We start from the raw sequence: 23,707 nt of genomic DNA, 5'->3' as shown, positions 1-23,707 counted from the left end.
AATATGTCATTCAAAGTGAAGGCTAGAGTCTTGCTGGAGCTAGGAGCAGAGCTTATCAGTTCTGATGGAGTAGCACTTTACGAGCTGATTAAAAACTCCATAGATGCCGGGACTCCAAAAATTGAAGTGCGTATAAACGTCGCATTAACCGCTTCTGGATATCAGGCTCTTATATCTAGTATCAAAAATGGACAGGAAGATTTTATTCCCGATACGCTGCTTATAAGTAATCTAACCCGTTTTTTTGAACCAAGTACACCTCTTGCTATTCGAGAGTCGTTGGTGCAGAAGCTGTCAGGGCTTAATCGTACTGATTCTTTAGTCGCTCTTAGGGATTTTTATTGTCAGCACTCTTATATTGAGGTGGAGGACTGGGGAAGCGGGATGACACACGCTGACTTAGATAAAAATTTCTTGACCATAGGTACGCCGCATAGAGCAAGCGAGCGGCTAGTGGGCGAAGATTCCGAGGGAAAGCGTCCTATATTAGGTGAAAAAGGAATCGGTAGACTTTCCGCGATGCGACTCGGAGAGAAGTTAGAGCTAATTACTGGCACAAAAAAAGACACTAATTGGTCGAATCTGTTCGTAGACTGGAAGATACTTGGTGATAATATTGACCTCGATCTCGGTGCGTTTAGTGTAAAGGCTGAAAAAGGCAAGAAGAAGAACAGTGTAAAACCCAATGGCACTCTAATTCGAATTAGTGACATACGAAGTGATTGGTCATTCCAAAGAGTTTCCCAAGTTTCTAAATCCGAACTGTCTAAGCTTCAAGACCCTTTTGATCTTGAGGCATCTGTACTCGATTTAAGAATTAGCTTTAATGGAAAAGATGTCGATGTGATCGAGGAAATGAATCCGGATTGGCTGGCCGGATGGCACGGGTATTTTAAGATTGATTTTTCCTATAGAGACAACAATGGAGTGAGAGAGCCTGTTATTAAAGGCATCGCAAAGTTCAGAGTTCCAGAAAAGGATGGCCAGAATGTTGAGGACGAGTTGATCGATTCTGGGGAGATATATTCTGCAGGTGATGATTTATATAGCCTTCTTGCAGATATAGATCAGCCTTTGTATAAGGGCGGTACGGAAAATGGCCCAGCACGATTTGCGGGGATCCAAACGTTAGGCGAGTTTAGCGCTGTCGGTTACTGGTTTAATAGGCAGAGAAAGAGGAGGGAGCTACCTACCGAGAAATACAACGAGTTTGGTGAGTGGCTCTCTCAGTGGGCCGGTGGCTTGTTAATGTACAGGGATGGCTATCGAGTTTATCCTTATGCAGATCCCGATGACGACTGGCTTCAGCTGGATCAGAAAGCTCTCAAGCAGCGTTCTTTTAAGCTCAACCGAGGCCAATTTGTCGGTCGAGTGAAAATTAGTTCACGAGATAACCCTTTTCTGAAAGATCAAACCAACAGACAAGGTCTTTGTGACTCACCAGAGCAAAAAAAACTTGTTCAATGCCTTCAATATGTAATATGGAAAGAGCTCGGAGCCCTTGTTAAAAAATATGAGCTAAAAAGTACCTCCAGGTCTATGTCCAGTATAAAGGAGATAGATAATAAGGTTAAAGAAAGCTCCAAAGACGCTAGGGCTCAACTTCGTGAGTTAGCAAGGCAGCTTCCAGATGAAGAGAAAACAGTGCACGCTCTTCGCGGCTACGTAGAGGAGTTAGAAGCAGCTTGGTCTAAAGCTAAAACTACGATTCGAAAGCAGCAAGATCAGTCGGATGTCTACCTTCATCTTGCTGGCGCTGGAATGCTCATGGAGTTCGTAGTTCATGAGCTTAATCGGATGACTCGTTCAACGTTAGCCGACCTCAATAAGGTGAATTTTAATAAGCTTCCTCCATCTTTACAGTCATTAAATGCTCAGCTTAAAACACTTGAAAAGCGTTTGAGGATACTCGATCCGGTTAGCACTCCTGGGAGACAGAGAAAAGAAAGTACGGACGTTGTACAGGTAATACAAACTTTATTGGAGGCCCATAGTTCTCAGTTTGAGAGGCATGAGATTAACGTTTCATTTGAAGAGCCTAGCCATTTTTTTGCTACGGTCGTTCAAGGCCAGATGTATCAAATTTTTGAAAATTTGATATCCAATTCAGTCTATTGGTTAACACACCACAGCGCGATGCTTCTTGAGGCTAATGGTGAAAAAAATACCTATTTGCCCTGTATAGAAATCTTAGTCGATGTTAATGCGCGAGAAATTATTTTTAGAGATAACGGGCCTGGTATAAGAAAAGCCGATGGCGAGAAAGTTTTCGATCCCTTTTTTAGTAAAAAGCCGTCAGGTCGTGGGATCGGATTGTATATAGTAAAAAACTTGTGCGCTGAAAATAATATCTCGGTATCACTTATTAAAGCAGATTCTCGAGATACTCATGCTGGTTTTGTATTTGGATTTGAGAGCAAATAAAAATGGCTACAAGGAAGTTGAAAAGAAAAGCATTGTTTATCGATGATGCTTTTGCACGCCCTACTGTTTCTGATTTCCAGAAACAAACTGTGCAGTTGCGAAGATTTCTAAAGGATAATGTTGAGACCAGAGTTTGGTTTGATGAGCAGTTCGGACTGGATGGTGAACCTTCAGGACGCTTATACTTTGAACCTCTTACCTCTAAACCAGAAGAGATTCTGAGATTCTGGAGTATACGCAATAAGTCACCATCAAAGAACCAGCTAGTTAAGCACGTTTTTTCTGATTTGGTTGAAGAGCTTAGCCAGCATCATAAGCCTTTGTCTAAAATTGAAAGGATTTTAAAAAGTAAAGGGTGGAGCGTGGTGAAAACACCTGCTCTTCCAGATTTAGATCTTGTTGAAACAGATGTTTCATTAATAATTATAGATTACCTTCTTAGTAATGAGGTGCCGGATGATATTGAAGGAAAGGTTGCGGAAAGTATTGCATTCTTAAAATCAGTAATCACTCGCGCAAAACAAGAGGAAGGCTGTACTCATCCTTTCGTAATCCTTATCTCTAGTCTTCCTAATTTAGCGGAGAATGATGCTTATAACTTTCGCAAAAGTTCTTCAACTCCTGGAGGTTTTTTTCGGTTTGTAAGAAAGTTAACGGCAGAAGCAGAGTTTTCTGATGCCGTAGATACATTTTCTCTTCAGGAGGGTGAATTAAAGAAATTTAGAAGTGTTCATGTCAGCCTTGAGAGAGCTATCTCGTCAGCTGCGCACAATCTCCTTGAGCAAATTGAAGGGCTGGAACTGGAGGACTTAGCTACTCTTTATACTGCTCAATTGGTCACAGAGAAAGAACCTTTGTCTGACTATTTGGGGTGGCTCTCGGGTCAGCTTTTGACCGCCTCAATCCAGAAAGATATCACACTGGCCGAGAAGTCTATGGATCTTCCACCGGAAAGCTATGAGGTATTGCTAGGGCACTGTGAGCCAACGCAAAACGTGTCTAATTTGTTTTCTGATTTTTCCTCTGTTAAACCTGCATCAGGGGAACTTTTTAGGAATAAGAACAAGCAAAGACAAATTCGTTTTGGCGATCTTTTTGTAAAGCTGTCATCAAAAACATCTAACGGTAGTGGAAAGGAAGCTATCGTCAATGCGCCGGATGCAACTTTTTTAATGGTTATATCCCAAACTTGTGATTTGTTACAAGGAAAAATTACAAATGGCCAGGTGTTATGTGTTCAAGGTAGCGGGCGACAAGTCGAACCTACTGAGATTGAACTGCTGCGCGCTACAATAAAACAGATGGGTTCTGATGGTGATATCTTAATAAGAAATGGCGAAAAGTTTACCCAGATCGAGTGGGGGAATAAAAATCTCCTTACCGTCGATCAAAAAACGTTAAGTAAAGAGTTGGGCTTCTCCTATTTGGGGCGACTTAACGAAATTTATGCTTTAGAGGTTCAGCACACAGCGCTTCATCAATTAGGCCGTATTGGCGTCCCAATTGTTCCAGGTTATCGTGTTTTTTTTGGTGCTGTTGAAATTCGAGTGTTTTCTGCAAAGTCTGAACTTTCTGATTATTTTGTTAGTTTGAATAATAGTTCTGTCTTGGCCGTGCTGCGCAGCGAAAAAATCGCTAGCTCAATCAAGCAACGACTGCTTTTTTCTGGGGAACTTCATCGTTGGTTATCAGATCGTCTGAGTGAAATGCTATTGAAAGAGGGATTTCCAAACGGCTTAATAAAGAACGTAACCGATATTTCTGCAGCTCTGAAAAGCGTTGAGTCATTCAGTACTCTTGTAAAGTTTAAAGAGGGCATGATAGACGGCTTTTCGAGAGAACCAATTACGGAGTTGGGGGAGGACAAGGTTCAATCAATTCCAAATGGCGTACTGATAGTTTTGAAAGATCTGCCTCGTGTAGAAAAAAATATTCCATCTCCTAGAGTGCAGATTACATTTTTACCATCTATACAGTTCCATAAAGATAATGTTGATATTTGAAATTATATTCTATGAAGCTTAAGTGGAAGAGTATGATTAGCTCGATAAAAAAGGCTGCTCAGCGGCGCTTATTTTTGTTGGGCTAAAATTCTGGTTGCGGCACGAATAGCAGTCATCCCCCGCACAAATCCGTACGTGCGGAACCGCGCATAGGCGCCTGCATTGGGTAAGGTAGTTATCTTTCAAATGAGATCAGGTCCTCTTCTGAAGCTGTGAAACCGGCCGCTCCAACATTGATTGCGTTAGCCCGTGCATATCTGCATTGGCTTGCCAGATCAAAAATCGGCTATGCATATCTCGAACAGCGGCTAACAGCTTCTGGTTGGACGCTGTCACTTTCTCAATGTGCTCGTTGGCTGCCTGAATATCGCTAATCCAGCCAGGCTTAAGCTTCTGAGCCTTCAATGCCGCCTTGCAGTTCTTCATCGCTAAATCCACGGCAGGTAGATTCATCAGCGACTGGCGAGCACGACTGATACCCAGTTTTTGTTTGCAGGCCTCAACGAGCAAAGGCCAGGTCAGCTTCGGCTCTGACCATTCCTCAATCAGCTTTATGATGCGCTTCTCATCCTTTGGCGTTAAATGCCCCATCTTTAACCCTCAATCTCATTCAGCAAAGCCAAGACGTCATCTAACGATGATAACGCCTCTTGCGCTGGGTGCTCTTCAATGACTTTGACTGCGATCAGACCTGACATTGCGACGGCGTTCTTGGTCAGCGTCCAACCGTTATCAGCGTTCCACACAATGGCACCCTTTTCGAGTCCGGGGTTTTCCAGCATTTGGATGAGCTCCTCGCACTTAAAGAGCTTCTCACCCAGTTTCTTGGCCCACTCCGATGCCCCAAACACGTCCCGAGACTGCGCATCCAGGGCTTTATCGAGGCGTCGTTTAAGATCGTCGCGTTCTTCCTTAAGGTTGCCAAGCTTCACGTCATCCCCTTTGACGCATCCGAGCCGCCCGCAGTCCAAGCAGGCGCCCATTTTCGGGCAGGGCTCGGAAGCAAAGTTGTGCACACAAACGCCGAGATGGGTTTGATGGATAATGCGATCCTGCTCACCCTCGCGCAGTTCCCTTACATCTGCAAGACTCAGAGGCTGATTGGTTTTAACCTTGTCCAGACGCAGGGCAGCGGTGCCGTGCTTCGTTTTGGGGTGATAATCCGCAACCCCTTGGGTGCGTTCCTCGACTGTTTCATGGTTGTAGACCGATCCCATCGACGAGCGCCCGGAGAAAGCATCAATCAAGAGCTGCGACAGACCGGCCTTGCGCATCTGCGTGTTCAATTCGTGCCGAAACGCATGCGTGTTGACCTTGACGCCGGGGTAACCATAGCGTTCGAACAGGCTTTTCACTGCTGGGTTGTTACTACCTCCTAACTGCGCATTCATTCGGCCAGTGCTCGCCGCGATCTCCACGCCAAACCCGTGTTGCGCACCAGATGTACCTGAGTCTCCAGCCAGTGCTCCCGTGCGCATGGTGAACAACGCATCACGGTACTTCAACCGAGCTTTGCCCTCCGTGTACGGCGTGGTGTATGGAAAATCCTTTGGAAGATACTTCTCCCGCAACAGCATATTGAGTCTGCGTAGCGTGATCACACATCGGTCGTCAAACTCCCAACCCTGGACCCCAAGCTTTCCCTTAACATGTATTCTCTTCCCTTTGCTGGAATCCCACCCGTCACGGATCTCGGCCAAGAGCGCTCGGACGGCGGGGCTCAACGCCTTTTGCTTCTCAAGGCTTTTCAGTAACTTGACATTGAATACTGATCGCGCGTGCCCCTTATGAGCGGCGAGTTTCAGCGCGGCACAAGCTTCGACGTATGTGAGCGGTTCATCAGCTCCCTTGGGTGGCACTCCTGCGTGGGGGGGGAACTCATCGGGATGGTCTTCCAGCCAGGCGGCGTAAGCCCGCGCTTCATCGGTGATCGGTTTCAGTAACATGATGACCCGCTCGACGACCGGCTCCATCTCAGGGATAACGACGGGCTTCGCCGTCATCTGGTTCATCTTTTCCGCGTACCAGCGCAGGAACATGCGCCGATTGCCCTGGGCATCCTCTTTGAATAGCAGGAAATTCAATGGAAGATCCGCCAATTCACCCACGCGACTGGGTACACTCAGTAACAGCGCACAGGCGGATGTCACTACGATGTCGAGGTGGCTGGTCAATTCGTTTGTGAACACTTCCCCGAGGGCTCTGATCGCTTCAGGGTTAGGCAGCTTCTTTTCCCGATCCTCTCTTTGCTGCTTGAGCGTGCCTCTCTGGCTCTGCCTCAGCGGAGATGTCCACCGGAAATCCGACTTGAGCAGTTTTTTGGCCAGCATCAGGGCGATGATGGCCTCAAGTGACTTACTGTAAACGTATGCGGTGTTTCCTTTCGTCCAGTGACGTCTCATGTGCTCGCACGCATTATTACAGACAGCGGCGGACACCCGCGTCACATCCAGCGTGCCGGTCAACTCGAACAGGGCGACTTCCAGCCCCCTAAGAGCGTTCATCCAGTCACTCATCCCCTTTTTCTGCAAATACACCCTTCGGTACACCAGTATGGCTTTGGTAAATTCCGTGAAGGGTGCCTGCATCGTCTTTCGGGCAGATAAGGTCGATCCGAGCGCCGTGAAGCTACAGCTTGAGAGGCCATGCGGGTGCCAACTGCCGTCTTCCCAGCGAATACTCGCGTTCACTCGATTGGGAATGCCTTTGGGCAGAGTGTTTTTTGCCCATTCGATAAACGCCACGAGGTGAGCCTCCGCATCCAGCTGGCTCTTGGGATTAAAATCAACAATGTTATTCGGCGGTTCAGAATCAAACGCTTCAGTCATTCTTCTGTGCCCTTGAGTCCGATGATCGGCGCATGGCCTCGCAATCCAGAATAACCTTTCGGCAAGCGAGAATGGCCCGATCCCATAGCACGCCGGTCGTTTTATCCGTGGCAATGGTTTGCTCCCGGCGACGCTCCAATCGCTCAAGGACCTCGCGGTGATTGGCGTGCAAAAGGGGCTGGAATTTTCCGCATGCATAACAGGTATACGGCGCATCGAGAAGGCAGGCGGTCGTGGCACCGCACACTGCCACATCCTCGATTAGGCGATCCGCTCGATCCCCGTTTATGGCTGAGGTGAGATCTGTGACGATGATCCCGGTGAACGCATTCACAATCAAGGCCATATGGTTGTTCATCTTCGCGTCGATCAACGCCAGCAACTCCGTCGACACGGCGCGGTACTTTCGCACTGTTCGAGTATCGCTATGCATCAATGCGCGGGCTATCGCAAACTCACTCAGCCCCGCATTGGAAAGGTCCGTGCCGAGGGTGTGCCTGAACCGGTGCCCCGTCACTTTCAGCGGCTGATGGGTGCGAGGCGAAATTGGAAAACTCTCCATCCGCTCGATGTGACGAAGCCATTGCTTGACCGTGCCTGATCCGACATGAAAGAGGGGCTGCGGCGCGTCTTCGAGGGCTTTTTGAAGGGGGCTATCGAGCAACACAGGGGGATTCCACCGCCGTTTCCAAGCTTCTGCTGCATCACGATCCAGCTTCTTACGAAAGAGCGGCACATTCTGGATGGCTACATTCCAATCGACACCGCTTGGGTACGTTTGCCAAAGTTGCGCCAGAATCATTGCCTTGTAGGCCTGCACTGTGTTGTAGAGGTCCTCATCCAGCCTAAATCTTTCGGATTTTTTTCGCCAACCCGCCTCGTCGCCTTTTTGCTTTGCCCAATGAAACTTGACCTCGCTCTCCGTGAAGTCACCAAAAACCATCATTCGCACCTGATAGCCACGCTGTCCGTAAATCATCAACATGCGCAGGTAAATGTACTGCTCGAAATCTAACTGCCCGTGACAGAACTGCTCATGTATCCATTGATGCAGCGCGTCCTGCTCGACCTGTGTGAGCGGGCCTTCTTCGGGGTCTAGGCTAAGGATCACATCGTTGCTGGAATTCTTTTTCCTGGGCAATTCCTTGTAGGCATCGATCAGGGATTGCGACGGGCGCTGTTCGAGGGATTCGCAATCGTGCCAAAACGCTATGAAGGAGGCCATGACACTAAACTCTTTATCGCTAAAGCGCTCCCGCAGTGCGATCAGTTGATCCTCGTTGAGCGGGTCAAGCCCAGCCTGAGCAGCCCGCGACAACACACTGGCAGTGTTAGCAACCGTGCGCGCTGCCACATCGCCCATTCGGTACACCAGGGCGGCGTGCAACCAAGGCCGCCAGTCCGGCGAGACGCAGGCAATAGCCGCTTTCCAGTTAACTGAATCACTAGTCGACTTATCCGGTTTCCACATGGGGTCAGCGGGCGTGAACACCTCCCCACATTTCGCCAGGCGAGGCGTGTTCAGCCACGCATCTAGGGTGCTCTGCTTTGGTGCCTGAAGAGCTTCGACGGGAATGTTCACTATGAACCTCCTCGTGTCGTGTCGGCTTTCTGACGGCTGGCCGTAAACCGCTCGGCCCGTTTCTGAATTGCTTTGTCTGCCTCTTCCTTCCAGAATTTCGCGCCGTAGTGGCCGGGCATGTTCGAGTCGGGACTCCAGCCGAACATCCAGGTTAGGGTCTTTTGGACTTGAGTGATGCGGTCCTCCGGCGTGAGCAGTGCAAGTTCCTCACGCATGCTTTCCAGCATCGTGCAAACCGCGTCATGCCTCAGAATATGCGGGTGCACATGAGCCAGTTCCGGCGCTATTTCGCGGACTCTGGACAGAACGCCATCCACTGCCTTGATGGTCAGAGGTCCGCCCTCATTTCGCTTGTGCGCCACCAGCAAAAACGGATGCCTTCTCGCTAGCGATGCACCGCTACGGAGCTTTCTGTGGCGATATTTCGATTCGTACTCAGTTATTGCGTCATACAAGTCATCGGTCATCACCAGCATGCGCTCGTTGGTTTTGAATTGCGGGGCCATCGTTCGTGGATCGAGGCTCTCATCCTCAAGGTTGACCACCGCTAGTTGACGACTGTGCCAGTGAATATCGCTAGTCTTGATCAGCAGCATCTCGGAGCGTCGCAGCCCCATGTCGAGGCCCAGCAGCAAAATGATGTAGTTACGCAGTCTGATGGCTTCATCTGAAAAGGGGTTCTCGGCGTGATCTGGATGCATGATTTCCAGCAATCGAGTTCGCTCTTGACTCGTAAGCCCCTTCATTTCTTTCGTTCGCGTTTTTTTCCACGCAGGTCTGGCCGCTTTGATCTTGCGGTTGATGCGCTTCTTCAGATCGTCAACCGCCTCATATCGTGTTGAGTGATCACCCAGCTTGTCATAGAGAAAGGCTAGATAGTCGCGTACAGCCTCGATTCGCTGCTGTGCGTGGACCTTGCCAACGGATTTGTAGGCAGTCGGATGCAAACGCATCCCCGCATATTTCATGGCCAAGGTTTGCTTGCTGAACCCCGCGTCCGACACAAACCTGGAAAGCTCACTGTCTGTCAGGTACCTGCTGTGAGGGCGCTGTTCGAGGTGAGAAATCAGATCAATGGAGGAAAACGCCAGAAACTCCTCAAACACAGCCAGATGCTCAAGGTACTTCTTGGTTGTTTCGAGGGCTCTGCCCGAGTGCTCCATGGTGATGTATAGGTTGGGGTAGTACGCAGGAATGTAGTCTTGCACCAACAGCTTTCTTCGAGCAGCATTCACCACCTGCTCTATGACCTGGAAACCCATGTAGCTCCCTCATAAAACATAACTTTTCTAAGTATAGTCAGGGGTATCGGACGGTCAGCGCAAAACTTAACGTTTTATTTCCAGAGTTTAAGCGCCTGTCTCTACCCTCAAAGCACTGAAAATACAGGATTAAAGGCGAATCAAACCATGTCCAAAACTGACAAAGCAGGAAAAACAGGCTCTTACGTCTACACCATGCATCGGCTGAGCAAAGTTGTGCCGCCGAAGCGTGAAATCCTGAAAAACATTTCTCTGTCTTTCTTTCCAGGCGCCAAGATCGGCGTGCTGGGCCTTAACGGTTCGGGCAAGTCCACGCTGCTGAAGATCATGGCAGGTGTCGACACCGAATTTGATGGCGAAGCTCGCCCGATGCCGGAACTCAATGTGGGTTATCTGCCACAGGAGCCGCAACTTGATCCGAACAAGACGGTTCGTGAAGTCGTGGAAGAGGCGGTCAGCGTCGTCAAGGATGCGCAGGCGCGTCTTGATCAGGTGTATGCCGAGTACGCCGAGCCAGATGCCGATTTCGACAAGCTGGCGGCCGAGCAGGCCAAGCTCGAATCCATCCTGCAAGCCAGCGACGGTCACAACCTGGAGCGCCAGCTGGAAGTGGCGGCCGATGCGTTGCGCCTGCCAGCCTGGGACGCGAAGGTTTCGGTTCTGTCAGGTGGTGAAAAGCGCCGCGTGGCACTGTGCCGTCTGCTTTTGTCTGCGCCGGACATGCTGCTGCTCGACGAACCGACCAACCACCTGGACGCCGATTCCGTCGCCTGGCTGGAGCACTTCCTGCACGACTTTCCAGGCACCGTGGTAGCGATCACGCACGACCGTTACTTCCTGGATAACGTGGCTGGCTGGATTCTGGAACTTGACCGTGGCGCGGGCATTCCTTACGAAGGCAACTATTCCGGCTGGCTTGAAGCCAAGTCCGATCGTCTGGCCCAGGAATCCAAGCAGCAGACCGCCCATGAAAAGGCCATGAAAGACGAGCTGGAGTGGGTCCGCAAGGGCGCTAAGGCGCGTCAGTCCAAATCCAAGGCACGTCTGCAACGCTTCGAAGAAATGCAGTCGCAGGAATTCCAGAAGCGCAGCGAGACCAACGAGATCTACATCCCTGCCGGTCCGCGTCTGGGCGACAAGGTCATCGAATTCAAGAACGTCACCAAGGGTTACGGCGACCGCGTGTTGATCGACAACCTGTCGTTCAGCATGCCTAAAGGTGCCATCGTCGGCGTTATCGGTGGTAACGGTGCCGGTAAGTCGACCCTGTTCCGCATGCTGATGGGCAAGGAACAGCCGGATTCGGGCAGCATCGAAGTCGGCGAGACCGTGCAACTGGCCTGTGTCGACCAGAGCCGTGACGATCTGGACGGCAGCAAGTCGGTATTCCAGGCTGTTTCCGACGGTTCCGATGTGATCCGTATCGGCAACTACGAAATTCCGTCGCGTACCTACGTCGGTCGTTTCAACTTCAAGGGTGGCGATCAGCAGAAGTTCGTCAAGGACCTGTCCGGTGGTGAGCGCGGTCGTCTGCACCTGGCGTTGACGCTGAAGGAGGGTGGCAACGTCCTGCTGCTCGACGAACCGTCCAACGACCTCGACGTGGAAACCCTGCGTTCGCTGGAGGAAGCGCTGCTCGACTTCCCGGGCGCTGCCATTGTGATCTCTCACGATCGGTGGTTCCTTGACCGCGTGGCCACGCACATTCTGGCGTACGAAGACGACTCACAGGCGATCTTCTTCGAAGGCAACTACACCGAGTACGAAGCCGACCGCAAAAAGCGTCTGGGCGAAGCAGCGGCTCAACCGCACCGCGTCCGGCACAAAAAACTGGCCTGATCAGCGTTCAGGCATGCGCCGCTCCCGACCGGGAGCGGCGCTGTTTTGAAGGGTCATTCTTCGGTTTCGATCAGCAGCACTTCAATCGAAAGATCCCCTGCCGGCCGCTGCCACACCACCTCGTCACCCTGGCGGGCGCCAATCAATGCACGACCCAGTGGTGAGCCCCAGTTGATGAGCCCGTTGGCTGCATCAGCCTGATCTTCCCCGACCAGATGCACCCGTTGGCGGTTGTCGTCTTCATCGGCGAACGTCACCCAACTGCCAATCTGCACCTTGTCGGTCGAGACCGCGGGCGCGACCACCTGTGCGCTTTGCAAGCGCTGGTTGAAGTAACGCAGATCGCGTTCAATGTCGGCCAGTCGCTGTTTGTCGGAGTCGTCTCCCAAGGCACTTTGCGCACTGTGCTGGGCTTGCAGGGTGCTCACGTGTTCATGCAACAGCTGCAGACCGCGTGCGGTGACGTAATTGGTCTGCTCGCTGACCAGCCGTTCTATCGGTTGTTCGGCATCGGCGGCAGCGTTGTCTTCGTTTACAAAAGCGCGACTCATGAAGTGTCCTCCCTAATAGAGGTTAGGCCACGCGTGCAGGTTATTGGTTTCGTCGGATTTCCAGTCTGTCCGCGAGTCAGTTTGGACGATAGGCCTTGGCGGCGCTGCGGGTCTTTTCCTGTTCCCAGGCACGATCACGATCATTGAGGATCTGCCCGGGGTAGAAGCGGTCGCGGTTGTTCTGGGCGGCCTGACACTGGCGAAAACCATCCGTCCAGCCTTCGGCGTAGAGTTTTTCCTTCAGGTAACGAGGTACGTTCTTTCTGAAAAGCCCGGTGCTGGCGCCTGCCGCTTCACGGCCGCTGCCACAACCGTCCTGGTACCCGTCGGCAAAACCGGGTGGATAACCCTCGGCCAGCATCTGGTCACGGGTGGACTGACAACCCGCCAGCACGATGGCCAGCGACAACAACAGCCAAAACCGCTTCATGATGGTTTCCTCTTCTTATTGGAGGAGTCTAGAAGCAAATGTGTGAGTTATTTGTAAAAGCGACGTAGGGAATGTGTCAGGTGATCACGCTTTCATCGCCCCAGGCGCGATGAAAGCGTTTTAGCAGCCGAGTCAGTAGTGATACCACTTCACTTCAAGCATTACTTCGTTCTGCGGCGAACTCATCTGGCTGAATTCGCGTTGGGCGCTGAGGCGCAAGCCCAGGTTGCGGGACAGCTCCCATTGCTGATTGAGGCTGACGCTGCGGCGTACTTCACCATTGGTGAAATAATCGCCCTTGGCTTCCAGGCTCAGGTTGCCAAGCGGGTTGCGCCACAGCACGCCGGTATTGAAGCCGGCAGCGGGGGAGATGAACTCGGCGAAGTCGTTGTTGTGCTCTACGCGCACCGTACCCAGTGCAAAGCCAAGCACTTCGTCCGCCAGTTGCCAGGTTCCGCCGCCACCACCGTTGACATGGCTGACGAGGTTTTCATCGCCATGCTTGCCGAGCACCCGTTCGAGCCCGCCAGTGACCTGCCATGACCACGGCTTGAGCAGCTCGGTGCGCGGCGTCAGCGAGCGAATGGTCGCCAGATCCAGTTGCTGAACCTGCCAGTCGTTGCCCTCGTATTGGCGAACCTTGAGTTGCAGTATCTCGATCTGTGCGCCCAGCGGGAAGCCGTAAGCGTTGTCGTTGAGGTCGTGGTAGGCCATGCGCAGGCCGTACTCGGCAAAAGCTTTGTCGCCGCGTGTACCGGCGCCCAGTTGCCAGGTGCGCGACTCATGGCCTTCTTCCGGCAGACCGGGACGCTGGATATCCAGTTGTGGCGGCGGGTTCTGGTTGATCGCCTGCAGCAACTCGAAACTGCGTTGCGAGCGCTGTGTGTCGCGCTCAAGCCCGTTGGCGCGATAACGCTCCAGGCGATAGGCCGCATCCTGAATCAGCGCACGGCGCTCTTTGGGCTGGGCCAGATACTGGCTATCCTGCAACTGCTTTTGATCGGCGCTGACCTTCAACACCCACTGCTGTTCGTCGGCATCGAGCGGCGCTGCACGGCTCAGCAGTTCGCGCTCGCGGGACGGGCGATAGTCGATTTTTTCGACCAGCCCGGCGGCCTTGATGGCTTTGACGGTGTCGGTAGGGATTGCGGTCAATTCGAACTGGTCGGTCAGATGCAGCCCCGGGCGTGCAACCTGCAGCAATTCCAGCAGACGATAGGAGCAGTTTTCATCGAAGAAAAAGTAGCTGAAGCGGATCTGCTTCAGTTCCCATACGTGCTCGACCATGCGCCCGGTTTCTTCCGGGGTCAGGTTCAGCCGGTATTCCCACAAGTCGCGGTTTTCCAGGCTGCGGTACTCGGACAGCTTCTCCTGGTAAGGGACCAGTGCAAACAGCCCCGGATAGCCGCCCGCCAAGCCTTTCCAGGCATACAGAATGCTGTTGTCCATGCCTTCTATGTAGGCACCGAAGTTGATCGCATAGCTCAACAGTGTGGTGTTGTTGGTTTTCGCGCTGGCCGGGTCGATGCGCAGCAGCGTGTGGCCGAACATGGAGGACGGGCTGTTGAGGTAGGCCGCCGGGAAAATCAGCACGGTGCTGTCCGGGGCCACGTCCTTGTACCAAGCCTTGAACTCCTTGCATTCCGGGGTCGGCAGGCCGGTCAGGTGCAACTGATCGCGCAGCCAGCGGGTTCGGGCCGGGTACACGCACTGGGCGTGGTTCTGCTCATCGGTGACTGGCGCGTAAATAGCGTCCAGGGTTGCGCTCAGCTCTGCCTGCGGGTCATGAGCACCGTCGGCGGCGAGGAAGAATTTGGGGTCGGTCACGTAACTGCGCCAGCCGCCGAGCTTGCCAGCCTCGTAGTGGCCCAGTGAAATCCAGAATGGCTCGTTGGCCAGTTGCTGCAAACGGTCGGCGGGTGCATGAGGGGCCGCAGACAAGGGGGCACAGACAAACAGCGTCAGCGATACAAGACGTTTGAGCATAGAGGGCAACTAGTCAGGAAGGAGGAGCCCGCCTCTCACGAAAGAGAGGCGGGCGAACGACTTTAAGCCTGGGTAGCGTACTTGGCCAGGGTCGGATCGTTTTTCAGAACGTTGACAGTGTTGGTGTGAACGTCTTCAGCGGTGGCGTCGGCCTTGCTGAAGATTTGCGAGAAGTGTTCGTGAGTGACGGCCGCGAAATGCTCGCGGTCTTCAGGCGCAACGCCCAATACCACGGCGTAGGTGGTCAGCGCTTCGCCCTGACCCATCGCCATGTCCTTGGAGAGTTCGTCCATCATGCCATTCATGGCAAGCCAGGATTTACCACCGTAGGTCAGTGCGCCATTGGTGGAGCAGCCGTTGGTGCCGGAGGTCATGCCGAACGTGGCGTTACCCGAAGTGCCGTTGGTGGTCGAAGCCAGGAAGTGAGCTGGAGTGCCGCGCTGGCCTTCAAACAACATGTTGCCCCAACCGCAGTCAGGACCGCCTGGAGCTTGTGCCATAGCGTTGATGGATACAGCGGCGAAGAGCGTTCCAAGAAGAATCCGTTTCATAGCTTTTTCTCTTTTTAGTTCAGCCAAGGGTCGAGTTTCTTGAGTCGTCACATCAAGACAGATGGTCTGCCAGCAACCACCTGTGCAATTTGGAGCGTAGGCGGGTTCGAAGGGTTCCGCGACCTGTCACAGATTATTACCTGAAATTTGTTTTTTCATCTTGCGTTCGGCATCGTCCCGACCATTACTTCCTGCCGGGCAAGGCCTCGGGTTCTTTCCTGCCTTGCAAGTCGCATGCGGCGAGCGCCAGAATGCCGACATCTGCCCTGCCTGATGTAAGGAACACTGATGCCCGATTCTGTCGCAGCCAACCTACGCCTAGCGCCCCACGCGCTGACCCGTCCGTTTTCCGCTGAGCAGTTCAGCTTTGCGACTACCCACGAGCTTGAACCCTTTCGCGGTGTACTTGGCCAGGAGCGCGCTGTAGAAGCCTTGCAGTTCGGCGTGGCCATGCCGCGTCCCGGTTACAACGTTTTTGTCATGGGCGAACCCGGCACCGGGCGCTTTTCATTCGTCAAACGCTACCTCAAGGCCGAAGGCAAGCGGATGCAGACCCCGTCGGACTGGGTTTACGTCAACAACTTTGACGAACCCCGCGAGCCCAAGGCACTGGAGCTGCCGCCAGGCAGCGCGCACGCATTCATCGCCGATATCAATGGCCTGATCGACAATTTGCTGGTGACGTTCCCGGCGGTGTTCGAGCATCCGTCCTACCAGCAGAAGAAAAGCTCGATCGACCGTGCATTCAATCAGCGCTATGACCGTGCGCTGGATGTGATCGAGCGCCTTTCTCTGGAGAAAGACATCGCGCTGTACCGCGACAGCACCAACATCGCCTTCACCCCGATGGCGGATGGGAAGGCGCTGGACGAAGCCGAGTTTTCACAGTTGCCCGAGGCTGACCGCGAACGTTTTCATGAAGACATCTCCGCCCTTGAAGAGCGTCTAAATGAAGAATTGGCCAGCCTGCCGCAATGGAAGCGCGAGTCCAATAATCAGTTGCGTCAGTTGAACGAAGAAACCATCACCCTGACCTTGCAGCCGCTATTGGCACCGCTGTCGGAAAAGTACGCCGAAAATGCAGCGGTCTGCGCGTATTTGCAGGCAATGCAGGTTTACTTGCTGAAAACAGTGGTCGAGCAACTGGTCGACGATGCCAAGACCGACGCCCAGGCGCGCAAGTTGCTGGAGGAGCAATACAGCCCGAGCCTGGTGGTCGGCAATAACCATAATGGCGGTGCGCCGGTGGTTTTCGAGCAGCACCCTACGTATGACAACCTGTTCGGGCGCATTGAATACAGTACCGATCAGGGCGCGTTGTACACCACCTATCGCCAGTTGCGACCTGGCGCCCTGCACCGTGCCAACGGCGGCTTCCTGATTCTTGAAGCAGAGAAAATGCTCGGCGAACCCTTCGTGTGGGATGCCCTCAAGCGCACGCTGCAGTCGCGCAAGCTGAAGATGGAATCGCCTCTGGGTGAGTTGGGCCGGGTCGCCACCGTGAGCCTGACGCCGCAGGTCATCCCGTGGAACGTCAAGATCATCATCATCGGTTCGCGCTCGCTGTATTACACCCTGCAAGACCTCGATCCTGACTTCCAGGAGATGTTCAGGGTGCTGGTCGATTTCGACGAAGAAATCCCCATGGTTGACGAGACACTGGAGCAATTCGCCCAGTTGCTGAAAACCCGTACTTCGGAAGAAGGCATGGCGCCATTGACGGCCGACGCGGTTGCGCGGCTGGCGACCTACAGCGCTCGACTGGCCGAGCATCAGGGGCGTTTGTCTGCGCGCATCGGCGATCTGTTCCAGTTGGTCAGCGAGGCTGACTTCATTCGCCAACTGGCCAATGACGACAAGACCGATGCAGGGCATATCGAGCGGGCCCTCAAAGCCAAGGCCACGCGTACCGGACGGGTCTCGGCACGTATTCTCGATGACATGATGGCCGGCGTGATCCTGATCGACACCGACGGTGCGGCTGTCGGCAAATGCAACGGCCTGACGGTGCTGGAAGTCGGTGATTCCGCCTTCGGTGTACCGGCCCGTATATCGGCCACGGTTTACCCGGGTGGCAGCGGGATCGTCGACATCGAGCGTGAAGTCAACCTCGGCCAGCCGATCCACTCCAAGGGGGTGATGATTCTGACCGGGTACCTGGGCAGCCGCTACGCTCAGGAATTCCCGCTGGCGATTTCCGCGAGCATCGCGCTCGAGCAGTCCTACGGTTACGTGGATGGCGACAGTGCGTCGCTCGGCGAAGCCTGCACGCTGATTTCCGCGTTGTCACGCACCCCGCTCAAACAATGCTTCGCGATCACCGGCTCCATCAACCAGTTCGGCGAAGTGCAGGCGGTGGGCGGGGTCAACGAGAAGATCGAGGGCTTTTTCCGCCTGTGCGAAGCGCGTGGTCTTACGGGCGAGCAGGGCGCAATTATCCCGCACGCCAACGTCACTACGCTGATGCTGGACGAGCGTGTGGTGCAGGCGGTGCGTGACGGGCAATTCCATATCTATGCTGTGCGTCAGGCGGATGAGGCCTTGAGCCTGCTGGTCGGCGAGCCCGCCGGTACGCCTGACGAGAACGGTGAATTTCCGGAGGGCAGCGTGAACGCGCGCGTGGTGGAGCGTTTGCGCGACATCGCGGAAATGCTCAGCGACGAAGACCTCAAGGAAGAACTGGAGAAAGAGCCTGCTCAGTTGCAGCCCGAGCTGAAAGCCTGATAAACGCCAGATACCGGGCAGCTCAGATGCCGCCCGGTGCCTTACTCTTCCGTTCATCAGGGATGTTTTGCGCAGGCGCGTTTTTCTTCTAGTCTTTCACCTTAATCGCAGTGGCCAGACGGATTGGCGTACATCCTGCTTTGTGAGAAGGATGAACAATTTCGCTGATCAGGAGCGCATCATGCAGCGTAGCCTTTGCCTCACCCGAGAATGCATGGGGCTGATGACTCGAATCGAATGCGTCATTCGGCCTCTTCCCAGAGACAACGCCCAGTGGATCGTGCTGCTGGCAGCAGGAATGGCTGGAGAACAGCCTTCTGCAGTGAGGTTTCAGGGTCCTTTTCCGGGCTTGCCCTGCGCCCGGTCGGTACTGACGGCCATTGTCGAAAACCTCTCTGTGCAGGGCTACCAATGCCTCGACGATGTGCCTATCTGGGTCTTGCACATGCAGGCCGAGTTACGGCGCATCAACAGTGACAATGCACTGCGGCAAAGGTCTTCAACCTTCTAGGTTCCTCCCGACTTCCGTGTATTCAGTTCCTCAACGGTGCGGGTCTAGCCGCTGTGCGATATTTTGTCGCCCGCCCAGAGCGGCTTGTAACCGCTGATATACTCGCCCGTCCCTCCAAAACACCTTGCGAGTACCAATGGAACGTTTTTTTGAAAATGCCATGTACGCATCGCGCTGGCTGCTGGCCCCGATTTACTTCGGGTTGTCGCTGGGCCTTCTTGCGTTGTGTCTGAAGTTCTTCCAGGAAATCTTCCACGTCATCCCCAATATCTTTTCCCTGGCTGAAGCGGACCTGATTCTGGTGCTGCTGTCGCTGATCGATATGGCCCTGGTAGGGGGCTTGCTGGTGATGGTGATGATCTCCGGTTACGAAAACTTCGTGTCACAACTGGACATCGACGAAGACAAGGAGAAGCTCAACTGGCTGGGCACGATGGACTCGTCCTCGCTGAAGATGAAGGTCGCCGCCTCTATCGTGGCTATCTCGTCTATTCACCTGCTGCGGGTGTTTATGGATGCCACCAACATCAAGCCGGAATACCTGATGTGGTACGTGATCATCCACATGACGTTCGTTATTTCGGCGTTTGCGATGGGCTATCTGGACAAGCTGACCAAGCATTGAAGCCCAGGCTGTATCAGGCGGCCTGGCTGCCCCTGTTTCTGGCATGTTGCTCGATGATGCGGTAAAACGTCCGTTCCGATGCTTAACGTGCAGCGCAGGAGGTTCGATTATGAATTATCAGGAATTTACCGCGCACGCCCAGGCAGGGCGCGTCGAGGAGCTGAACCTGATCTCCATCGAAGGCGGTATCTATCTGCTGGATGTGCGCATGGACGGCACTTCGGTGATGCTCAAGGACCCAGCGGGCAAGACGTTGCACCTGCGCTCAGTGGAACACGCACGCGAATTGCTGAAAGATGTTCCGGTGGTGCCGTTTTATCTGGTGCATTGCGTGGTCCACGACGAGTTGTGCGGTATGCCGGTCAATGACCGCTCGGAAATGCGCTTGCCAATCTCTTTCCACTCTTCATGGTCCTGATTGCCAAGGGGCAATCGCAGGCGCAGTAGGGCCTGCCGGGTCAACTGTGCTAGGCTGCTCGGCCTTTTGGTTCGGGGCGCATCAGGGTAAAGCGTGATTGCCGTTCAGTTTTCACGCGATTATCGACTGCGTGCCCCTCTGCGGAGCAGTGTCATGTCCGAAGTCAATCTGTCTACCGACGAAACCCGCGTCAGCTACGGTATTGGCCGTCAGTTGGGCGACCAGTTGCGCGAAAACCCGCCGCCTGGCGTCAACCTGGAAGCAATCGTGGCGGGCTTGCGCGATGCTTTTGGCGGTCAGCCAAGCCGTGTGGGTCAGGAAGAAATGTCCGCCAGCTTCAAGGTTATCCGTGAAATCATGCAGGCTGAAGCAGCCGCCAAGGCTGAGCAGGCTGCGGGTGCCGGCAAGGCCTACCTGGCTGAAAACGCCAAGCGCGAAGGCGTGACTACTCTGGCCTCGGGTCTTCAGTTCGAAGTCCTGACTGCAGGCGACGGCGCCAAGCCGACCCGCGAAGACCAGGTACGCGTTCACTACCACGGCACGTTGATCGACGGCACTGTCTTCGACAGCTCCTATGATCGTGGCGAACCTGCAGAATTTCCGGTCAGCGGCGTGATCGCAGGCTGGACCGAGGCGCTGCAGCTCATGAACAGCGGCAGCAAATGGCGCGTCTACGTGCCGAGCGAACTGGCGTACGGCGCCCAGGGCGTTGGCAGCATCGCACCGCACAGCGTGCTGGTATTCGACGTGGAACTGCTGGACGTTCTGTAATCGACCCGGTCGATACAGAGGGTCGCTGAACGAATCGCGCTGATTCGTTCAGCGACGGGGTTGTGCTGATGCTTCATGCTCAGTGCAACTCACCCATCGGGCGCAACGCCCTTGCATAGCAGAACAGAAACAGGTTTCTCACCAGTTCCTTCAGCACCATCGGCTCGCTTGAACTCAGACTGTAAACGTCCAGATCGCCCTGATCGCGCAGCTCTTCGAGCGCTTCCTCTTCCAGAACGGCACACACCTCACCTGTCTCCCGATGAAGAATTCTAAGATAAGGGTGTGGGCGGTCCAGCCAAGCATCGATCAAATAAGTCATGTCTCATCTCCTGTGCAAGTAAGATGAGAATAATTCTTATCGGGATAATAGCAAGGCACTATTGAGATTAATTCTCATTTTGCGCTGAATGGTTGATGCAGGTCAGTGAATGCCCTTCAGAATCGGACGCATAGCGTCCAGAAAGACATGCCCACGCGGAGCATGGGCACGATAGAGGCGGTAGTAGGGTCACGCTCTGCGTCACACTGCCTCGCTATCGGTCTGTCAATGGTGCTCGCGAGTGGCGCGGAATTTCACGTCGGGCCAGCGTTCTTCCATCAGCGCCAGGTTCACGCGGGTAGGGGCGAGGTAGGTCAGGTGACCGCCACCGTCCACTGCCAGGTTTTCCACGGCCTTGTTTTCAAACTCCTCGAGCTTCTTCTTGTCGGCGCAGTCGATCCAGCGAGCTGACCACACTGTGATCGGCTCATACGCGCATTCGACCTTGTATTCCTCCTTCAGGCGGCTGGCGACCACGTCGAACTGCAGCACACCGACGGCGCCGAGAATGATGTCGTTGCTGCGCTGCGGGAAGAACACCTGCGTGGCGCCTTCTTCGGCGAGCTGTTGCAGGCCCTGGCGCAATTGCTTGGACTTGAGCGGGTCTTTCAGTCGCACGCGACGGAACAGCTCCGGGGCGAAGTGCGGAATACCGGTGAAGCCCAGTGCTTCGCCTTCGGTGAAGGTGTCGCCGATCTGGATGGTGCCGTGGTTGTGCAAGCCGATGATATCGCCAGCGTAGGCTTCTTCCAGTTGCTCACGTTCCGAGGAGAAGAAGGTCAGCGCGTCGCCGATCCGCACGTCCTTGCCCAGGCGCACGTGACGCATTTTCATGCCTTTCTCGTAGCGCCCCGAACAAATACGCATGAACGCAATGCGATCGCGGTGCTTGGGGTCCATGTTCGCCTGAATCTTGAACACGAAACCGGCGAATTTTTCTTCTTCCGGCTCGACGGTGCGCTCGTTGGCAACCCGTGCCAGCGGCATCGGCGCCCAGTTCACCACAGCATCAAGCACATGATCGACCCCGAAATTGCCCAGCGCCGTACCGAAAAAAACCGGGGTCAATTGACCGTCGATGAACTCCTGCTGGTTGAACTCGTGACAGGCGCCTTGCACCAGTTCCAGTTGCTCCACGAAGCGATCGTACTCGTCGCCCAAATGGGCGCGGGCTTCGTCCGAATCGAGCTTCTCGATGATTTTGGTTTCGGTGCGCTCGTGCCCGTGGCCTGCGGTGTAGACGATGATGTAGTCATCGGCCAGGTGATAGACACCTTTGAAATCTCGATAGCAGCCAATCGGCCAGGTGATCGGTGCGGCTTTGATCTTCAGGACCGCTTCGATCTCGTCGAGCAGCTCGATAGGGTCACGAATGTCGCGGTCGAGCTTGTTGATGAAGCTCACGATAGGCGTGTCGCGCAGGCGGCAGACGTCCATCAGCGCAATGGTACGTGGCTCGACACCTTTACCACCGTCAAGGACCATCAATGCCGAGTCGACTGCCGTCAGGGTGCGGTAGGTGTCTTCGGAGAAGTCTTCGTGACCCGGCGTGTCGAGCAGGTTGATCATGTGGTCGCGATACGGAAACTGCATCACGGATGTGGTAATCGAAATACCACGCTGTTTCTCCATTTCCATCCAGTCGGATGTGGCGTGCCGGTCGGATTTACGCGACTTGACCGTACCGGCAATGGAGATTGCCTTGCCCATCAACAGGAGTTTTTCCGTGATGGTGGTTTTACCCGCATCCGGGTGGGAAATAATGGCGAAAGTGCGGCGTTTCGCGACTTCGGCGGCCTGTTGGGTCATGGGAAATCGCCTGGAATGGGATCGAAAAAGGGCGCAGATTATAGCTCAACTTGCGGCAATAACCGAACCGTTCAGACAATAAACGATGGCTAGATAATGTCTCATGTGGGAACCTTTCCGGTCGTGGAGACGTCCATTCCCCCGTCAAGGCCGCTACGGAGGCCAACGTCGGGGGCTGAATCATCAGCATGTTGGTTTGACGAAGCTGCGCTTATGGCTTGTGTTTTCGCCGAGGTTAATCCCTTACCGGCGACCCACCCGCTGCTCTTCGCGAACGTTATTGGCGGCATCCCTTTCGGATGCACAGGTCAACGCGTTCGCCGACTGAAATAAGGAGTCCGCCTGTGGCAAATCGCTATGGCAAGGGGCTATTGGGAGGCGCGGTTGTGATCGCACTCCTGGCCCTGCTGATCCACTGGATCGGCATCAGTACTATCAAGCAATACCAGGACGACCTGCTGTTCTACCTCCAGGCTCACCTGATTCTGGTTCTGGTTTCAATGTTGGCGGCCCTCGTGGTCGGTATCCCGGCAGGTATCGCACTCAGCCGTCCGAGCATGGTTGGCCGTGCCGAACGCTTCATGCAGATATTCAACATCGGCAACACTGTTCCGCCTCTCGCCGTTCTGGCCATTGCCCTCGGGATTCTCGGGATAGGCAGCGGGCCTGCAATCTTCGCGCTGTTCCTCGCCTCGTTGTTGCCCATCGTGCGCAATACCTACGAAGGCCTGAAAAACGTCCAGGGTTCACTCAAGGAAGCTGCCGTCGGCATCGGCATGACCCCGCGCCAATTGCTGTGGCGTGTCGAGTTGCCTAATGCCGTCCCGATCATCATCGGTGGTGTGCGCGTCGCGCTGGCGATCAACGTCGGGACCGCGCCGTTGGCGTTTCTTATCGGTGCCAACAGCCTTGGCAGCCTGATTTTCCCCGGCATCGCGCTGAACAATCAGCCGCAACTGGTGCTGGGTGCGGCATGTACCGCTCTGCTGGCGCTGCTGCTCGACGGCCTGGTGACACTGGCCAGTCGTATCTGGCTGGAACGCGGTCTGGCTCGCTGAGCGAAGGAATTAT

General features: G+C 54.2%; 19 protein-coding genes. 9 read left to right on the top strand and 10 right to left on the bottom strand.

What is annotated here, in order from left to right; translation table 11 throughout:
• Positions 1–3 precede the first annotated feature (3 nt).
• Together ALO43_RS13545 and ALO43_RS13540 are read left to right on the top strand one after the other, a co-directional pair.
• Positions 4–2,424, top strand: a complete 2,421-nt coding sequence (locus tag ALO43_RS13545) for a sensor histidine kinase (RefSeq protein ID WP_054997660.1) — start codon at positions 4–6, stop codon at positions 2,422–2,424.
• A 2-nt stretch (positions 2,425–2,426) separates the two neighbouring features.
• Positions 2,427–4,427, top strand: coding sequence for a hypothetical protein (locus ALO43_RS13540; RefSeq protein ID WP_054997659.1), 2,001 nt, complete (start codon positions 2,427–2,429; stop codon positions 4,425–4,427).
• A gap of 192 nt (positions 4,428–4,619) precedes the next feature.
• Here ALO43_RS13540 and ALO43_RS13535 read toward each other — a convergent pair whose 3' ends face one another.
• Genes ALO43_RS13535 through ALO43_RS13520 form a run of 4 tightly spaced genes read right to left on the bottom strand, consistent with a single transcriptional unit; the run spans position 4,620 to position 10,099 of the window.
• On the bottom strand, positions 4,620–5,018 hold the full coding sequence (locus tag ALO43_RS13535; protein WP_054997658.1) for a hypothetical protein: 399 nt from the start codon (positions 5,016–5,018) through the stop codon (positions 4,620–4,622).
• A 2-nt stretch (positions 5,019–5,020) separates the two neighbouring features.
• Complete coding sequence (locus ALO43_RS13530) at positions 5,021–7,255, bottom strand: hypothetical protein (RefSeq protein ID WP_054997657.1); 2,235 nt, start codon at positions 7,253–7,255, stop codon at positions 5,021–5,023.
• Positions 7,248–8,837: a site-specific integrase gene (locus tag ALO43_RS13525; protein WP_054997656.1), complete on the bottom strand. Its 1,590-nt coding sequence runs from the start codon at positions 8,835–8,837 to the stop codon at positions 7,248–7,250. The genes ALO43_RS13530 and ALO43_RS13525 overlap by 8 nt, the downstream gene beginning before the upstream one ends.
• Entirely contained in the window at positions 8,837–10,099 is a 1,263-nt protein-coding gene (locus tag ALO43_RS13520; RefSeq protein WP_054997655.1) for a site-specific integrase, read from the bottom strand. Before ALO43_RS13520 ends, ALO43_RS13525 begins: the two co-directional genes overlap by 1 nt.
• A gap of 147 nt (positions 10,100–10,246) precedes the next feature.
• Between ALO43_RS13520 and ettA the strand changes: the two genes are divergently transcribed.
• A complete protein-coding gene (gene ettA / locus ALO43_RS13515; RefSeq protein WP_083492172.1) occupies positions 10,247–11,938 on the top strand; it encodes an energy-dependent translational throttle protein EttA in 1,692 nt (563 codons plus the stop codon).
• 53 nt (positions 11,939–11,991) lie between these two features.
• On the opposite strand, the gene ALO43_RS13510 is transcribed toward ettA, so the two are convergent.
• The 4 genes from ALO43_RS13510 to ALO43_RS13495 form a co-directional block, all read right to left on the bottom strand.
• Positions 11,992–12,489, bottom strand: coding sequence for a GreA/GreB family elongation factor (locus ALO43_RS13510; protein ID WP_024670498.1), 498 nt, complete (start codon positions 12,487–12,489; stop codon positions 11,992–11,994).
• A gap of 76 nt (positions 12,490–12,565) precedes the next feature.
• Complete coding sequence (locus ALO43_RS13505; protein WP_005894284.1) at positions 12,566–12,919, bottom strand: lipoprotein; 354 nt, start codon at positions 12,917–12,919, stop codon at positions 12,566–12,568.
• Positions 12,920–13,051: 132 nt separating this feature from the next.
• A complete protein-coding gene (locus ALO43_RS13500; protein WP_053931542.1) occupies positions 13,052–14,905 on the bottom strand; it encodes an Lnb N-terminal periplasmic domain-containing protein in 1,854 nt (617 codons plus the stop codon).
• Positions 14,906–14,967: 62 nt separating this feature from the next.
• Positions 14,968–15,456: a DUF3015 domain-containing protein gene (locus ALO43_RS13495; protein WP_002555221.1), complete on the bottom strand. Its 489-nt coding sequence runs from the start codon at positions 15,454–15,456 to the stop codon at positions 14,968–14,970.
• 288 nt (positions 15,457–15,744) lie between these two features.
• On the opposite strand from ALO43_RS13495, the gene ALO43_RS13490 reads away from it, so the two are divergent.
• The 5 genes from ALO43_RS13490 (at position 15,745) to ALO43_RS13470 (ending at position 20,505) form a co-directional block, all read left to right on the top strand.
• Positions 15,745–18,180, top strand: a complete 2,436-nt coding sequence (locus ALO43_RS13490) for a Lon protease family protein (protein ID WP_005894279.1) — start codon at positions 15,745–15,747, stop codon at positions 18,178–18,180.
• A 181-nt stretch (positions 18,181–18,361) separates the two neighbouring features.
• A complete protein-coding gene (locus ALO43_RS13485; RefSeq protein WP_032618877.1) occupies positions 18,362–18,691 on the top strand; it encodes a PA4575 family protein in 330 nt (109 codons plus the stop codon).
• A gap of 136 nt (positions 18,692–18,827) precedes the next feature.
• Complete coding sequence (locus ALO43_RS13480; protein ID WP_003379718.1) at positions 18,828–19,316, top strand: TIGR00645 family protein; 489 nt, start codon at positions 18,828–18,830, stop codon at positions 19,314–19,316.
• A gap of 109 nt (positions 19,317–19,425) precedes the next feature.
• Positions 19,426–19,734, top strand: a complete 309-nt coding sequence (locus ALO43_RS13475; protein ID WP_005894276.1) for a DUF6482 family protein — start codon at positions 19,426–19,428, stop codon at positions 19,732–19,734.
• Between the two features lie 153 nt (positions 19,735–19,887).
• Complete coding sequence (locus tag ALO43_RS13470) at positions 19,888–20,505, top strand: FKBP-type peptidyl-prolyl cis-trans isomerase (RefSeq protein WP_005894275.1); 618 nt, start codon at positions 19,888–19,890, stop codon at positions 20,503–20,505.
• A gap of 79 nt (positions 20,506–20,584) precedes the next feature.
• Here the strand turns inward: ALO43_RS13470 and ALO43_RS13465 are convergent, their stop codons facing one another.
• Together ALO43_RS13465 and ALO43_RS13460 are read right to left on the bottom strand one after the other, a co-directional pair.
• Positions 20,585–20,827, bottom strand: a complete 243-nt coding sequence (locus ALO43_RS13465) for a PA4570 family protein (protein WP_005894274.1) — start codon at positions 20,825–20,827, stop codon at positions 20,585–20,587.
• Between the two features lie 225 nt (positions 20,828–21,052).
• On the bottom strand, positions 21,053–22,636 hold the full coding sequence (locus ALO43_RS13460) for a peptide chain release factor 3 (protein WP_024670501.1): 1,584 nt from the start codon (positions 22,634–22,636) through the stop codon (positions 21,053–21,055).
• 299 nt (positions 22,637–22,935) lie between these two features.
• Between ALO43_RS13460 and ALO43_RS13455 the strand changes: the two genes are divergently transcribed.
• On the top strand, positions 22,936–23,694 hold the full coding sequence (locus tag ALO43_RS13455; protein WP_371906436.1) for an ABC transporter permease: 759 nt from the start codon (positions 22,936–22,938) through the stop codon (positions 23,692–23,694).
• The last annotated feature ends 13 nt before the right edge of the window (positions 23,695–23,707 follow it).

The sequence above is a fragment of the Pseudomonas tremae genome (assembly GCF_001401155.1).
GTDB lineage: Bacteria > Pseudomonadota > Gammaproteobacteria > Pseudomonadales > Pseudomonadaceae > Aquipseudomonas > Aquipseudomonas tremae.
The sequence above is the reverse complement of the archived record's forward strand: the minus strand, read 5'-3'. Positions and strand labels throughout refer to the sequence as shown.